The sequence below is a fragment of the Streptomyces sp. 12E genome, from assembly GCF_055633275.1.
Map to the genome: position 1 here is coordinate 109,656 of NZ_JBVNCJ010000001.1, position 13,702 is coordinate 123,357.

The window sequence follows — 13,702 nt, forward strand, 5'->3', positions numbered from 1 at the left end:
CCGCTGCCTGGGGTCGGTTGTGCCGGTTCACGTCCGGCATCCGCGTCACTGGCCGTCGCGCGTACGGCCGGACACAGGGAGAGCTGCAGAAGTGACTGACAGACTGTCATTACCGGGACATTCTCCGATATCCAGATCTCACCCTCCTCGAGGCGCTGTCACTCCACGCAAGCGTGCGGTGCTGACCGCGGCGCTCACCGTGGGAGCGCTCCTGCTCCCGGTCGCTACGGCTGCGGGCCCGGCCGCCTTCGCCGCGGACGAGGACCGGGCGCCCCAGCAGATCGAGGTCCGGCCCGAGCCCGGTTCCGGGAGCGTCGAACTCTCTGCCGAAGAGCGGGAGAAGCTGCTCGAGTCGGCCGCCGCCGACGGTGCCGCTACCGCCCGCCGACTGAAGCTCGGCGACCGCGAAAAGCTCGTGCCGAGAGATGTCGTCAAGGACGCAGACGGTACCGTCCACACCCGCTACGAGCGCACCTACGCGGGACTCCCGGTGCTCGGCGGCGACCTGGTCGTCCACCAGGACGGCGCCTCCACGACCGTCACCAAGGCCACCTCGGAACGGATCGCCGTCGACACGACCAAGCCCACCGTCACCGTCGGCACCGCCAGGAAGGAGGCGCTGGCGGCGGGCAAGGAGAAAGGAACCGCCAAGGCCGCCACTTCGCAGGCCCCCCGCCAGGTCGTCTGGGCGGGCTCCGGTGAACCCGTCCTGGCCTGGGAAACCTTCGTCACCGGCCTCCAGCAGGACGGCACCCCGAGCCGCCTCCAGGTGGTGACCGACGCCACCACCGGCGAGCAACTGCACAGTGCGGAGCAGATCCGCGCCGGTGAAGGCCAGAGCCAGTACAGCGGCTCCGTGCAGATCGGATCGGTCCACAACGGCACCGCGTACGAGTTGACCGACCCGACGCGCGGCAACCACCGGACCTACTCGTTCGCCCAGGACAACACGCAGAACCTGCTCACCGACGACGACGACCACTGGGGCGACGGCACCGCCGCCCACGAGCAAACGGCTGCCGTGGACGCCGCGTACGGCGCACAGACGACGTGGGACTTCTACCGGGACCGGTTCGGCCGCAACGGCATCGCCGACGACGGAGTGGGAGCCCGCTCCCGGGTCCACTACGGCAGCGGATACGCCAACGCATTCTGGGACGACCTGTGCTTCTGCATGACCTACGGTGACGGCATCGGCGACGCCAGGCCTGTGACCTCCCTGGACATCGTGGCCCACGAGATGAGCCACGGCGTCACCTACGCCACCGCGAACCTCCACTACTCGGGTGAGTCAGGCGGCCTCAACGAGGCGACCAGCGACATCATGGCCGCAGCCGTGGAGTTCTACGCGGACAACCCGCTGGACACGCCGGACTACACCATGGCCGAGCTGATCGACCTGCGCGGCACCGGCCAGCCGATCCGGTACATGGACCGGCCCTCCAGGGACGCCTCCCAGAAAGGGACGTCCCAGGACTACTGGACCTCCGAGACCAGGAAGCTCGACCCCCACTTCAGCTCCGGAGTGGGCAACCACTTCTTCTACCTGCTCGCCGAAGGCAGCGGCCAAAAGACCATCAACGGCATCGCGTACGACAGCCCCACCTACGACGGCAACCCGGTCGCCGGCATCGGCATCGAGAACGCCGCCGCCATCTGGTACCGGGCCCTGACGGTCTACATGACCAGCCGCACCGACTACGCGAGCGCCCGCGTCGCTACGCTCCGGGCCGCGGACGACCTCTTCGGCATGGCCGACGGCGCGTACACGGCCGTCGGCAACGCCTGGGCCGCGGTCAACGTCGGCCCCTCATACGTCAACAACATCGCGGCCGTCGTTCCGACCACCCAGAAGTCCGCAGTGGGCCAACCCACCGAGCTGCGGATCGACGCGGTCTCGACCCGTCCCGGCGCTCTCGGCTACGCCGCGACCAACCTACCTGCCGGACTGAGCATCGACGCCGCCACCGGGGTCATCAGCGGAACCCCGACGGCGGCGGGCGACTTCTCCACGGTCGTCACCGTCACGAACTCCGCCTCAGAGACCCGCGAACTCTCCTTCGCTTGGTCCGTGCTGGCCTCCGGCGGGGACTTCTTCACCAATCCGGCCCGGGTCGACATACCCAACTGGGTCACCGTTGAGTCCCCCATCACCGTCACGGGGCGGGCCGGCAACGCGCCCGACGACCTCAAGGTGAACGTCGACCTCGTCCACGACTTCATCGGCGGACAGGTGATCAACCTCGTCGCCGAGGACGGCACGGTCATCCTGGTGAAGGACTTCGTCTGGGACGAGGGCACAGAACTCCACGACACGTTCACCGTGGACGCGTCGGCCGTGCCCGCCAACGGCACGTGGAAGCTGCGCGTCACCGACAACACTCCCGGCATCTTCACCGTCGACCCCGGATACCTCGACGGCTGGAGCCTGACCTTCTAAAGACTTCCGTCCACCGCGGCGTGACATCAAGGAGCCCGGTCGTCCCCCGGACGGCCGGGCTCCGCCCCGCCGACCACGGGCAAGGTGGCACAGTGGCGTCCTGCTCCTCGGAGTGTGCCAGGGTGAGGACGCCGTCGATGTCCACGATTACCTCCCCGTCCGCGTCCGACGCCGTATAACCGGCCAACCGCCCTACATGTTCGCGCGCTTCAGCCTGGTCAGGATCAGGAATTACACCGAGCGATTGGCCCTGTTTCACGTTCGGTGGTGACGGAGGGGAGCTCGCGCACCCCTGGTAGAAGATCGTCGATGCTGATCTTGTGCCAGTCTCCCCCGCTTCAGCCAGGGCAGGGTGTTCACCCGGGCAGCAAGGGTGATGCCCCGGCTTGCCGGCAGGCGTGACGCCTTCGTAGCGCGGCTTGAGGAGGTGGCCTGTATGCCTCCTCCACGCGGGTGAAACCGATCGGCATCCAGCCGGCCGGCAGGCTACCCGGGGCCGCTATCTCTTGAGCGTGATCAAAACCCTGATGCGCTCCGTGGCGGTCTCCGCCCTGGCCCTGCTCCCCCTGACCGCTCCCACCTCGGCCGCCGGCGAGCCCGCCGCAGGACGCGCCGGTATCGACTGCCCGTCCGGTTACGTGTGCATCTACCCGGAGATCGGCTTCGGCGGGCAGCCCTGGGTGCGGCGTGCGGTGGACGGCAGCGTGAAGGACCTGCCCTCCGCGATCCGTGACCGCGGCAGCTCGATCCGCAACAACTCCGACCGCACCGCCCGCGTCTACGAAAAGCGCAATCACGCCGGCCGGTGGGTGTGCGTGACCCGCAGCGGCGGCTCCATCCACGACCTGCGCGGCTACAACCTCAACGACCAGACCCGCTCGCTGAAGATCAACCGCAACGACTGCGGCTGAACACCCCGGCAAGTGGATACAAAGAAGACCCCCGACCCTGGAACAGCGGGGTCGGGGGTCCTCCTCGTGGAGCGCCGGGCAGGCCTTGCACCTGCATTTCCCCGCAGGAAGCGGGGCGTCTTTCCTTGGACCACCAACGCACAGTCCACCACCGGCAAACTTGGCGGCGTTCTCAAGATCCACTCTACCGCAGTCCCAGCACACCACGCACATCCCGGACGGCTCTCGCCAACCCGCCGGTCAACACCCGAGGCTGGGAGCCGTCCTTGGCCTTACCCCCGTGCGGCACCACCCGGGAGAGAAAACGGCCTGGGCGCTCCAGCCACTTGCGACGCCAGGCAAGCCGACGGCTCACGAGGCCATCGTGCGGCCCGTCCGCGAAAAGCGTCTGCGCTCCTGACCCAGCACGCCGCCGAAGCGCCCCTCCTACGGCCCGCCGGCCCGAATCTCCTCAGCGCCACGACGCGTGCGAGGGCGGCGCGTACTCACCACAGGTACACGCCACCCGCGCGCTTCACTCCCCAGTCGCTCAGCCGTCTACCCGCGGCCGGACCGCTCACACAACCCCGGCCGAGCACGGGAACTCCTGCAGCCGCGCGCTCTACACGGTCCTCTCAAGCGCGGTCTGATGTAGCAGTAGGCCACCACCCGCGCGTTCCGAGATCGGTTGAGATACGGCTTCTGATGGTGTCGTCGTTCGTCAACGGGAGTTCAGGCGTGTGGCGTAGCGTTGGCGGCCGCCAGACGGATGCTGACCGGGAAGGCTCGGGGCGTGATGGCTTCCACGTTGTTCGATGTGCTGGGGGACGAGTGGTTCTGCGTCACCGCGGTCCGAGGGCTGGGAGAGGCGGACGTATTGGCCCGGCTGGGTGCCGTCGGCTCGGATCCGCTGCCCCGGTATCCCATCGACGGTGTGGCTGAGCACTACAGCCTGGACAGCTGGGCGGTGCGGGTCTACTGCCCGGAGGGGTCGGGGTGGGCGTATGTGTTCGATGCGCTCCCGCAGATGGGTGTCCCGTTCAGGGAGCCGGTGCTCAAGGAGCTGTCCAGGGGTACGGAAGCGGTGTCTGTGTGGAAGTTCCTCGACGGCACCACTCGTGTGGCGCACGCCCGTGACGGAGAGATACTCGCCCTGTTCGACTCGTGGAGGTTCGACCCGGCGTCCGGAACGGATCCGGACCGGCTCAACCGGGCCCTGGAGCGAGTCGGCTTCTTCCTGGACGAGCCGGAGGACGACTTCTCTGACCCGGCTGCCGCGCTGGAGGCGGTGGAAAGCGAGTTCGGCCTGACGGTGTACCCGCAGGAAGTGGCGGGGTCGCTGCCGACGGCCGTTGTTCCCATACGGGCCGACTGACCAACCTACAGCGGCCGGCGGTCAGAATGGCACCCTCAGCCAGAAGCCGTCGTTGTCAGCCGGACGCGCGCTCAGGTCCCGGCCGGGTCATGAGGGCGTGTGGCGTGATTGTCGCCGTTGACCGTCTTGTCCATGCCATGTCACCTTCAGACGCCCCCCCGCGCCGGGGGCAGTCATCCACGGGAGGAACACACGGTGACCACAAGCAGCGGGCATGGGAGAGGCAGAGGCACCAGGATCGCCGTCACGCTGACAGCGGTTCTGGTCGCGACGGCCATGGCGGGACCGGCTGCAGCAGCCTCCGGCGGTGCGCCGGCCGACGCACCGGTGACCGCGCAGTCGATCGCGATGAGCGACCCCACCCCCGAGGAACAGGAGCAACTGCGGGCCATCGCCGGTGCCATCTGGACGCCTGAGCTAGCGGTCGGCTGGAACATGAACGCCGAGGTGGCCGACGTACTGTCCACAGCCACTGGCGAGATCCTCAAGTGCAGCGAGGCGTTCGCCCTCGTACCGCGCCCGGTCGGCTTCGTGCCCGGACTCAGTTATCTGGTCAAATACTGGAAAAACCTTCGCGATTACTTCCTGGCCGTCAAGAGTGACCGGACCTACCGCGCCTGCGTGGTCACCGCCGCGGCCAACTACCGCTCACTCATCGAGATGGCCTCTATGGGCATCTGACCCGCTCTGCCGGCGGACCACGAGCGGCTGTAGCCGCTCGTCGGCCAACACCGCGCCTTACGGCGGGGCAACAGCCTCCGTCATCTCGCCTCAAGCGGACGCATGACAAAGGCACTGGTCCTCTTCACACATCGATCGGTGCCTTCGTCCCAGTGGATGGGCGCACAGACCCTTTGGCCGTGGATATTCTTCGGCAATGTCGAATCAGTCGGTGGCGGCAGGAGTCGGTCTCGCTGGTGTGATGGCGCACTGCGGCGGAAGCCGGGCCGTCGCCGTGGAGTTCTTGGTGGGGGTGATGGCCTCGGCGCCGGCGGCTCCGGAGCCCTACGGTGCGCTCGCCGAGTTATGGCGGGACCGGTGCCCGGAACTGCAGGAGAGCCGCGAAGGAGACGGCTCCTTGAGCGCCGTGGTGGCGCAGGCGTATTTCCTGTTCCTGGAAGGGGACATGGACGACGCGGTGATGGCCCTCGGTTCGGTCACGGGTGCGCGGCCCGACGTGTCGTGAGGCGCTGCGCCTTGGTTCAGCGACGGACGCTTTCTCGGTGTGGTGAGTGCCGAGGCGCCGGCCGGCTTCGTTCATCTCCAGGAACAGCGTTTGTCGATGGGTTGCGGAGGCAGTTGGCGATCAACCGGCTCGGGAATGTCGACGAGAGATGACGGCATGTGTTCGGCCCCGATGAAGACTGGTCGATCTCGCGGAGCAGGCGATCGGTAGGTTGTCGCGGAACGTTGAATCGCCTGTTCGAAGGGGTGGGGCCGGGGTGGAAGAGCCAGAGATCACGATCAAGCTCACCCGCGACGAAGCGACGATCCTGTCGGACTGGCTGGAACGGTTGCAGATGACCGATCTCAGCAACACGGTCGACGATCCGGCGGCATGGGCACCGATCCATCGGATCGCCGGCCAGTTGGACAAGATGCTGCCCGCGCTGTTCTTCCCCGACTATGACGTGCGGCTGGAGGAGGCCCGGCGCCGCCTGCGTACAGCGTGAAGTCGTCCACGCCCAGCACCCGTGGAATCGCTGCCGGCGGAAGCGGCAAACGCATCAGATGGAAAAGCACGCTGGTCCGCGGCAGCGGCACCTTCAGGATCTGCAGGAGCCGGACGCCGCCGCGGCCGGCGAGCAGCACCCCGGCCGTCTCCACCGGGTGCTGCAGAAGCGGGCTGCGGCGCTGATAGCGCGCCGTCAGCCCGGCGATCTGCTCAGCGAACGTCCGTCGGCCGCAGTTCGGGCTGTCACAGAACAACCGCCGCACGGACAGCCCAATCAACACCGGGCGCCCACCGACAGAGACAAGAGACAGCCAGAGCGCCAGGCCCAGTCCTGTGGCAGTGGCCGCGCTCGCCACCCTGACCACAAGCAGCTTCTTTTGGAGCTGCGGTGTTCCCTGCCGGGATGTGCCGACCGGCTCTGTCTCTACGGCAGTAGGGAGCTTGGTGGCTGCTCGCTCGGGCGAAGGAGTGCCGGATACGGGCCTGGTCGCCTCGGGTTCGGCGGGGTGGTGGCTGCGCGGGCGGCATCGGCCTGTTTCCAGCGGCGCAGGCATTCCTCGACCGCGGGCACCCCGCCCAGGGCGCGGGCGATGGGCTCGACCGTCGTCCAGCGCGGCAGGCGCTTGCCGTTGAGGGTCTCGGAGATCGTGCTCACCACGACGCTCGCACTGGGATCCCTGGCACGGATACGGCGCACGATCTCGCTGTAGCTGGGCCTCCTCGTCTCCCGGTGCAGCTCACGCAGCCACGCGGCGAACTCCTCCACCGGATCCTCACCCGACTCCACCCCCACCCCCTCCCCCCTTCCTGTTCTTGTCGACGGCGACCTTGGTGTCCATGGCCTGGGTGTGTGGCCTGGGCGTTCACTGTCGTTCGGCGTCTTTCGCAACACCCCGCCGAACGCTCCTCAGGTGCCTCAATGGACCACGACCACCCAACCAGCTACCGGAAGACACCCGTCGTGACGTTCCTCATTCCGCCCCTGGCCGCCCTCGTGCTGAGCGTGATCGGCCCCCTGCTGGCCACCGCCGTCGCGGTCCTGGCCCATGACCCCGCCCGCCGCACCGACGCCCGCCGCGTCCTGCACCTACTCCTCACCCACCCCCTGATCCGGCGACGCCCCCCCCAGCACACCCAGCCGCCCGCACCCTGACACCCGGCAGCACACCACCTGGCCGGCGCACGAGCGAGCCGCGCGGCGCGCCCCCAACCCCATCGCTTTGCTCGACGAGTTCGTCGGCTCATGAGCCCGCCCGGTACGCGTACCGGCCGGTCCTTCGCCACCACGTCCGGATCCGTCGCTAGCGTGACCGGGACAGCGGCCGGGCTTTCCCGGCGGTGGAGGAATGGCAGTGAAGGGGCGAGTGGTATGACGTTCACACGCTGGGAGGACCGGTCCGTGATCGTGACCGGAGGGACGCGGGGAATCGGGTTCGGCATCGCCGAACTCTTCGCCCGGCAGGGTGCCGCCGTGTTGCTCACGGGCCGGCACGAGGAGACGGCCCGCGAAGCAGCGGACGGTCTCGCCCAGGTCACGGGCGGGCGGATCGCGGGTCTGGGCGTGGACGTGCGGCGGCCCGGACAGATCGAGAGGATGGCGGCCGAGGCCGAACGGCGGTACGGCGGGATCGATGTGCTGTGCGCCAACGCCGGGATCTTCCCGGAGCGTCCGCTGCGCGAGCTGACCGCCGAGGACGTGGACGAGGTCTTGGACGTCAACCTCCGGGGTTCCATCCTGTCCGTGCGGGCGTGTCTGCCCGCGATGGAACGAGCTGGCCGCGGCCGGATCGTTCTGACCTCCTCGATCACCGGCCCGGCCACGGGCTACGCGGGGTGGTCCCATTACGGGGCCAGCAAGGCAGGGCAACTTGGTTTCCTGCGCGGGGCGGCTGTGGAGCTGGCCCCGTACGGCATCACGGTCAATGCCGTCCTGCCCGGGAACGTTCGCACCGAAGGGCTGACCAACCTCGGGCCGGACTACCTGCGCCGGATGGCCGGCTCCATCCCGCTGGGGCGGCTGGGCGAGACCGCCGACGTCGCACACGCCGTGCTCTTCCTCGCCTCCGACGAAGCCTCTTTCGTCACCGGCCAGTCCCTCATCGTCGACGGCGGCCAAACCCTCCCCGAATCCCTGGACGCCTTCGCTGACCCGGCCACATCCTGACCTCGGCGAAGAACCGCCCGGCCCCCGGCCTGCCTCCCGTCTCCCCACCCGGCGCAGGACGCCGACGTCATCCGGGCCGCGATGTCCTTCCCCGCCGGTCTGCGGGGCACGGGGGCCGGCCGGATCGCCGACGTGCTCGGCACACCCCGATGCGATGTGCCGTCCTCGTGGCAGCGGCCCACCTGAGGATCTACCAACCCCCGCCCTCGCTCCAGACCCACGAAGGTCTTTCAACCGATCTTGAACGTGGAGAGAGCCCCGGTCAGCACCGGGGCTCTCTCCACGTCTACGGGCGGTCAGTTGCAGCAGTCGCATCCGGGCGGGCAGCCGCCGCACGCGTCCGCCTTAGCGTCGGTGGACGAGGCCGCCGCGGTGGTGGGGGGTGCGCAGCCGCAGCCCTTGCCCTGCCAGGCGTCGCGGCCTTCCTTGATGGCGACGGCGGCGATGACGAGGGCGGCGATGGGGTCGGCCCAGGCCCAGCCGAGGGTGGCGTTGAGGAGCAGGCCGACCAGGAGGACGGCGGACAGGTAGGTGCACAGCAGGGTCTGCTTGGAGTCCGCGACCGCGCTGGCGGATCCGAGTTCGCGGCCGGCCTTGCGCTGGGCGGCGGACAGGAACGGCATGATCGCCAGCGACAGGGCGGCCAGCACGATGCCGGGGATGGAGCGCTCGGCCTCGCCGATACCGGTGAGGGCGCGGATCGCGTCGACGGTGACGTAGGCGGCCAGCGCGAAGAACGAGATCGCGATGATCCGCAGAGCGGTCTTCTCGCGGGCCTCGCGCACGGTGTGCTCGCGGGCGGAGAACTGCCAGGCGACGGCCGCCGCGGAGGAGACCTCGACGACCGAGTCCAGGCCGAAGCCGACCAGGGCGGTGGAGGAGGCGATCGTGCCGGCGGTGATGGCGACGATCGCCTCGATGGCGTTGTAGGTGATGGTCGCGGCGACCAGCAGGCGTATGCGCTTGGCCAGCGCGTCACGGCGGGCCGGGGAGGGCCCGAGGGACATCGCGGTCATGAGCAGCATCCCTGGGCCTCGGCGTCGACGCACGCCTTGTCGGTTTCCATGGCCACCACGGCGGTGCGCAGGTCGTCCAGCGCGTGGCCGAGCCGGGGATCAGCGAGTTCGTAGCGGGTGCGGCGGCCGTCGGGCACGGTGACGACCAGCCCACAGTCCCGCAGGCACGTCAGGTGGTTCGACAGCCGCGTACGGGAGATCCCGAGCGCGTCGGCGAGGTCGGACGGGTAGGCGGGGGCATCACGCAGGGCGAGCAGGATGCGGCAGCGGATCGGGTCGGCGAGCGCACGACCGAACCGGGCCAGCACCTCGATGTCGGAGTCAACAGTCAGCACACCACGAAAGTACACGCATTCCTGGATCCAGGAAGTCATGGATCATCTCGGGAGTCTGCTTCCCCCGTCTGCGCTTCGCACGGGCAGGGGGAGCGGTGCTGTCTGAACTCGTGGACATTCCGTCTGGGAGCCCGCGGCCCGGCGCCTCCCGAATCGGTGTCGGAGTGCTGCTCCTTCTCATGGAGAGAGCCAGTCAGCCGGTGGTTTCCAGGGCCTTCACGAGGTCGGCAGGGTCGGGGGCGGTGCCGGCGGCGAGGTGGCGCACGCCGGGGCCTGGCGGGGGGGCCAGGCTGCGCCCCGGCCGAGCGGGTGCCCGGGAGGCCGCGGTGCGCCAGCCGTGCCGCTGGGACCACACCAGAGCCGCAGCCAGCACCGTGGGGCCGTCCAGGACGAGCACGGCGACGCATTCATCGTCCTCGGGGTGCTGAACGGCCGGCGAGGTGTCGGCGGTGGTCCAGCCGCGGGCGTGCAGGGCGCGGGCGACCTCGGCGAGGTAGGGGCGGGCCTGGCGGCCGCGCGGGACGGCCGCGGCCCGGATGCCCGCGCGGCGGGTCAGGTCGGCCGGGTAGCCGATTCCGGCGGCGGCCTGCGCGGCGCTCACCCCGCGCTGCTCCATCACGTCGGCCATCCGCTCCGCGCGCAGGGCTGTCAACGCGGCCTGGGCGGTGTTGCGGTGCACGCCGAGCCGGTCGGTAACACGGCCGCAGTGACGGTGGAGTCGTCGTCCAGGAGCTGCGCGACACGCGCCGGGAGCAGATCGCGCGGGACCTGGTCCCCGACGCCCGCGGGACGGCCCCCGCCACCGGTGGCGATCCTGCGGCGGGGCATGGGGGTGTGGTCGCGCACGACGTGGCGGAGCCAGTGCTCGACTCCGCCCACGAGCACCATGTGCTCACGCACGGCCGGATCCTTCTTCCGGCGGTCCCATGCCTGCGGGCCCATCCCGCGCAGCGCGGCAACCTCCTGGCGGTCCAGCAGGTCATCGTCATCATCCGCCGTCGGCAGCGCCGGGACGGGACGCCCGGCGAGGTAGGCGTCGATCTGCTCGCCGTCGTAGAGCCGGGTCCGGTCCTGTACCGCTCGGAAAGTCATCGCTGCAGGTGCGTACCCATGTCCTGGAGCGTCGGTAGCAGCTGGGGTGCTGTCATGGTGATCGTCTCGCTGCGGTACGGGGTGACCCGGAAGCTGCCGGCCGTCCCCGGCATACTGCTGCGCCGCGACACCATGAAGGAAGCCGAACTGTTCGTGCTGCGGCACGAGAACACGGTCCTGCACCGCCAACTCGTAGGACCGGTGCGCTACGAGCCGGCCGACCGGTTCTGGTGTGCCGCCCTGTCCTCGCTGATACCGCGCCGTCGCCGGGCGCAGGTCTTCCCGGTCCGGCCCGGCACCGTACCGGCCTGGCACCGCAGGCTGATCGCGAAGAAGTGGGACTGTTCCAAGCGCCGCGGCCGCACCGGCCGCCCTCCGACCCCGGCCGCGCCGAAGAAGCTCGTCCTGCGCCTGGCCGAGGAGAGTCCGAGGTGGGGCCATCGCCGGATTCAGGGCGAGCCGGCCCGGCTGGGGCACCCGTTCTCACCGTCCACCGTCTGGCAGATCCTCGACGCTGCGGGCATCGACCCGGCCCCACGCCGCTGCGGCCCCGGCCGGCGCACGTTCCTCACTGCCCAGGCCGAGGGGATCATGGCCGCGGACTTCTTCCACCTCGACACCGTCCTGGGCAAGCGCCTGCATGTGCCGGCGTTCCTCGAGCACGGCACCCGGCGCCCGCACCCGACCGGCGTCACCGCCCACCCGACCGGCCAGTGGGCGGTGCAGCAGGCGCGCAACCTCGCCGCTGACTTCGGCACACGGATGAAGTCCCCGCGTCTCGTGCTGCGCGACCGCGACACCAAATACACCGAGGCCTTCGACGCCGTCTTCCCGTCAGAGGACGTGGACGTGCTGCTCAGCACGCCCCGGGCGCCGCGAATGAACGCCCACTGCGAGCGCGTGACCGGCACGATCACCGGGAAGCCCCGGACCACGTGCTGATCGTGAACGAGGCCCATGCGCGTCGCGCCCTGGGCCGGCATCAAGATCACTACAACGGGCACCGGCCCCACCAGGCCCGGGACCAACTCCCGCCCGACGTGAGCGAGGAACCCACCGCCGAACACCAGCACGGCCACCCCGGCAAACTCCCACGCACCCGCATCCTCGGCAAAGCGATCAACGAGTACCGATATGCGGCTTGACCAGCAGCGATGACTTTCCAAGCGGCACAGGGTTCGCAGGCACTCGGGGCGCCTTGATCACACGCGCGTAGCGCGTGCGGTGGGCAGCAGCACGACCGCGGCGCGTTGGCGCAGGCGTCTCTTGCGAGAGTGATTGCGGCGCAATGCAGGACTCACTCACTCCGTTCGTGCCCCGGCGATCAGTCGGCATCCGAACCAGCGACAGCGACGACCTGTTGCGGCACTCCGGTGCGCCCTGCCGGAAGCCGGGGTGGCCGGACCGTACGGACACGGATTGCCGCCACGGGTGTGACGTCTGTTCACTCACGCACGCTCCTGTCTGCTCCTGTTGAGAACGTCCGCTTTCACATGCCTGCACGCCTGTTGACGCGCCCAGGACAAGGCCCCTACTTTCCACAGAAAGCGCTTGCCCTCAAGAGAGTCGTCATTCGCTCAGTACAGCCCGTTAAGGAACGTCATCTTCGGCACGTCCGAAAGACGGTACAGAAAGGGCTATCCCCCATGCGATTATTCAGACGCCGCGCGTCTCGAGCCGGACTGATTGCCGCCGCGCTGATCGCCTCCGCCCTCACCATCCCGCCGTTCGGCCCCCTCTCCCCCACTGCGGCCCTTTCCGCCCCTCCCTCCTCCTCCGCCACGACCGCCGACGGCTTCGCGGGCGTCAGCGCACTGGGGCAGAACGGCACCACTGGCGGCACGGGCGGCTCGGTCGTCACCGCCGCCACCACCGCACAGTTCCTCGACTACATCTCCCGCCCCGAACCCCTGGTCGTGCAGGTCAGTGGCACGATCACGCTGCCCACCGGCTCCCGCGACGGCATGCACCCGGTCGCCTCGGACAAGACCATCGTCGGCCTGGGAAGCACCGCCCGGCTGACCGGCGGCGGGCTGCACATCGGCCTCCCGGCGAGTGACGCCGTCACCTCGCCCCCTGCTGACACGGTGCACAACATCATCATCCGCAACCTGTCGTTCGACGGCGCCACGGACGACCTGATCAACGTCCAGATGTTCTCGCACCACATCTGGATTGACCACAACGACTTCTCCGACGGCGACGACGGCGCCGTGGACATCAAGCGCGGCTCGGACTTCGTCACCGTCTCCTGGAACCGCTTCCACGACCACGACAAGACCCTGCTGCTCGGACACGACGACGACAACGCCGCACAGGACCGCGGACGGCTGCGCGTCACCTACCACCACAACTACTTCGACGCCTCCGACCAGCGCAATCCCCGCGTCCGGTTCGCCGAGCCGGTGCACGTCTACAACAACTACTACCGCGACAACAGTTACGGCGTCGCCTCCGCCATGGACGCCGGGGTGGTCCTGGAAGGCAACTACTTCCACAGCGTCAACAACCCCGCCCGCGTGGACTTCAGCGGTGACCTCGGCCGCCTGGTCGCGCGCGACAACGTCCTCGTCGAGTGCAACCACCCCGTCGAGACGCGGGGTTCGGTCGTCGAGCCGCGCACGTACTACCCCTACACCCCGCACCGGGCGGCCGAGGTCCCGACCGTCGTCCCGGCCGGCGCCGGCGTCGGAAAGATCTGAGGAACGGAGACAA

The 13,702-nt window shown here is 69.3% G+C and carries 14 protein-coding genes, 1 tRNA gene and 1 pseudogene; 10 read left to right on the forward strand and 6 right to left on the reverse strand.

The window, feature by feature from the left end; translation table 11 throughout:
• Positions 1–178: 178 nt before the first annotated feature.
• A complete protein-coding gene (locus ACZ8ZB_RS00590; RefSeq protein ID WP_470735746.1) occupies positions 179–2,440 on the forward strand; it encodes a M4 family metallopeptidase in 2,262 nt (753 codons plus the stop codon).
• Positions 2,441–2,952: 512 nt separating this feature from the next.
• On the forward strand, positions 2,953–3,351 hold the full coding sequence (locus ACZ8ZB_RS00595; protein ID WP_470735747.1) for a peptidase inhibitor family I36 protein: 399 nt from the start codon (positions 2,953–2,955) through the stop codon (positions 3,349–3,351).
• 67 nt (positions 3,352–3,418) lie between these two features.
• On the opposite strand, the gene ACZ8ZB_RS00600 is transcribed toward ACZ8ZB_RS00595, so the two are convergent.
• A tRNA-Gly gene (locus tag ACZ8ZB_RS00600) sits at positions 3,419–3,491 on the reverse strand.
• A gap of 656 nt (positions 3,492–4,147) precedes the next feature.
• Here ACZ8ZB_RS00600 and ACZ8ZB_RS00605 point away from each other — a divergent pair.
• The 4 genes from ACZ8ZB_RS00605 to ACZ8ZB_RS00620 all read left to right on the forward strand — a co-directional run bounded on the left by ACZ8ZB_RS00605 (position 4,148) and on the right by ACZ8ZB_RS00620 (position 6,378).
• Complete coding sequence (locus ACZ8ZB_RS00605) at positions 4,148–4,705, forward strand: DUF6461 domain-containing protein (RefSeq protein WP_470741388.1); 558 nt, start codon at positions 4,148–4,150, stop codon at positions 4,703–4,705.
• A 195-nt stretch (positions 4,706–4,900) separates the two neighbouring features.
• Positions 4,901–5,386: a hypothetical protein gene (locus ACZ8ZB_RS00610; RefSeq protein ID WP_470735748.1), complete on the forward strand. Its 486-nt coding sequence runs from the start codon at positions 4,901–4,903 to the stop codon at positions 5,384–5,386.
• Positions 5,387–5,582: 196 nt separating this feature from the next.
• Positions 5,583–5,891: a hypothetical protein gene (locus ACZ8ZB_RS00615; RefSeq protein ID WP_470735749.1), complete on the forward strand. Its 309-nt coding sequence runs from the start codon at positions 5,583–5,585 to the stop codon at positions 5,889–5,891.
• 256 nt (positions 5,892–6,147) lie between these two features.
• Positions 6,148–6,378 (forward strand): hypothetical protein, encoded by a 231-nt coding sequence (locus tag ACZ8ZB_RS00620; RefSeq protein WP_470735750.1) that lies wholly within the window; start codon positions 6,148–6,150, stop codon positions 6,376–6,378.
• Positions 6,379–6,804: 426 nt separating this feature from the next.
• Here ACZ8ZB_RS00620 and ACZ8ZB_RS00625 read toward each other — a convergent pair whose 3' ends face one another.
• Positions 6,805–7,173, reverse strand: a complete 369-nt coding sequence (locus ACZ8ZB_RS00625) for a hypothetical protein (RefSeq protein WP_470735751.1) — start codon at positions 7,171–7,173, stop codon at positions 6,805–6,807.
• Positions 7,174–7,299: 126 nt separating this feature from the next.
• Here ACZ8ZB_RS00625 and ACZ8ZB_RS00630 point away from each other — a divergent pair, with 126 nt between their 5' ends.
• On the forward strand, positions 7,300–7,533 hold the full coding sequence (locus tag ACZ8ZB_RS00630) for a hypothetical protein (RefSeq protein WP_470735752.1): 234 nt from the start codon (positions 7,300–7,302) through the stop codon (positions 7,531–7,533).
• Between the two features lie 216 nt (positions 7,534–7,749).
• The gene (gene fabG, locus ACZ8ZB_RS00635) at positions 7,750–8,544 is read left to right on the forward strand and encodes a 3-oxoacyl-ACP reductase FabG (protein ID WP_470735753.1); all 795 of its coding nucleotides are present in this window, start codon (positions 7,750–7,752) and stop codon (positions 8,542–8,544) included.
• A 296-nt stretch (positions 8,545–8,840) separates the two neighbouring features.
• Here fabG and ACZ8ZB_RS00640 read toward each other — a convergent pair whose 3' ends face one another.
• The 4 genes from ACZ8ZB_RS00640 to ACZ8ZB_RS00655 all read right to left on the reverse strand — a co-directional run bounded on the left by ACZ8ZB_RS00640 (position 8,841) and on the right by ACZ8ZB_RS00655 (position 10,987).
• On the reverse strand, positions 8,841–9,560 hold the full coding sequence (locus ACZ8ZB_RS00640) for a cation efflux transmembrane domain-containing protein (RefSeq protein WP_470735754.1): 720 nt from the start codon (positions 9,558–9,560) through the stop codon (positions 8,841–8,843).
• The gene (locus tag ACZ8ZB_RS00645) at positions 9,557–9,895 is read right to left on the reverse strand and encodes an ArsR/SmtB family transcription factor (RefSeq protein WP_470735755.1); all 339 of its coding nucleotides are present in this window, start codon (positions 9,893–9,895) and stop codon (positions 9,557–9,559) included. Before ACZ8ZB_RS00645 ends, ACZ8ZB_RS00640 begins: the two co-directional genes overlap by 4 nt.
• A gap of 193 nt (positions 9,896–10,088) precedes the next feature.
• Positions 10,089–10,574, reverse strand: coding sequence for a DUF6292 family protein (locus ACZ8ZB_RS00650; protein ID WP_470735756.1), 486 nt, complete (start codon positions 10,572–10,574; stop codon positions 10,089–10,091).
• The gene (locus ACZ8ZB_RS00655) at positions 10,544–10,987 is read right to left on the reverse strand and encodes a hypothetical protein (protein WP_470735757.1); all 444 of its coding nucleotides are present in this window, start codon (positions 10,985–10,987) and stop codon (positions 10,544–10,546) included. The genes ACZ8ZB_RS00650 and ACZ8ZB_RS00655 overlap by 31 nt, the downstream gene beginning before the upstream one ends.
• Positions 10,988–11,041: 54 nt before the next feature.
• On the opposite strand from ACZ8ZB_RS00655, the pseudogene ACZ8ZB_RS00660 reads away from it, so the two are divergent.
• Positions 11,042–12,132, forward strand: a pseudogene (locus tag ACZ8ZB_RS00660) (integrase core domain-containing protein).
• Between the two features lie 501 nt (positions 12,133–12,633).
• A complete protein-coding gene (locus ACZ8ZB_RS00665; RefSeq protein WP_470735758.1) occupies positions 12,634–13,689 on the forward strand; it encodes a pectate lyase family protein in 1,056 nt (351 codons plus the stop codon).
• Positions 13,690–13,702: the final 13 nt, after the last annotated feature.

Coding starts and splice junctions, on each gene's coding strand:
- ACZ8ZB_RS00655 (WP_470735757.1), bottom strand. CDS start 10,987: ATGACTTTCCGAGCGGTACAGGACCGGACCCGGCTCTACGACGGCGAG.
- ACZ8ZB_RS00640 (WP_470735754.1), bottom strand. CDS start 9,560: ATGACCGCGATGTCCCTCGGGCCCTCCCCGGCCCGCCGTGACGCGCTG.
- fabG (WP_470735753.1), top strand. CDS start 7,750: ATGACGTTCACACGCTGGGAGGACCGGTCCGTGATCGTGACCGGAGGG.
- ACZ8ZB_RS00665 (WP_470735758.1), top strand. CDS start 12,634: ATGCGATTATTCAGACGCCGCGCGTCTCGAGCCGGACTGATTGCCGCC.
- ACZ8ZB_RS00615 (WP_470735749.1), top strand. CDS start 5,583: ATGTCGAATCAGTCGGTGGCGGCAGGAGTCGGTCTCGCTGGTGTGATG.
- ACZ8ZB_RS00630 (WP_470735752.1), top strand. CDS start 7,300: ATGGACCACGACCACCCAACCAGCTACCGGAAGACACCCGTCGTGACG.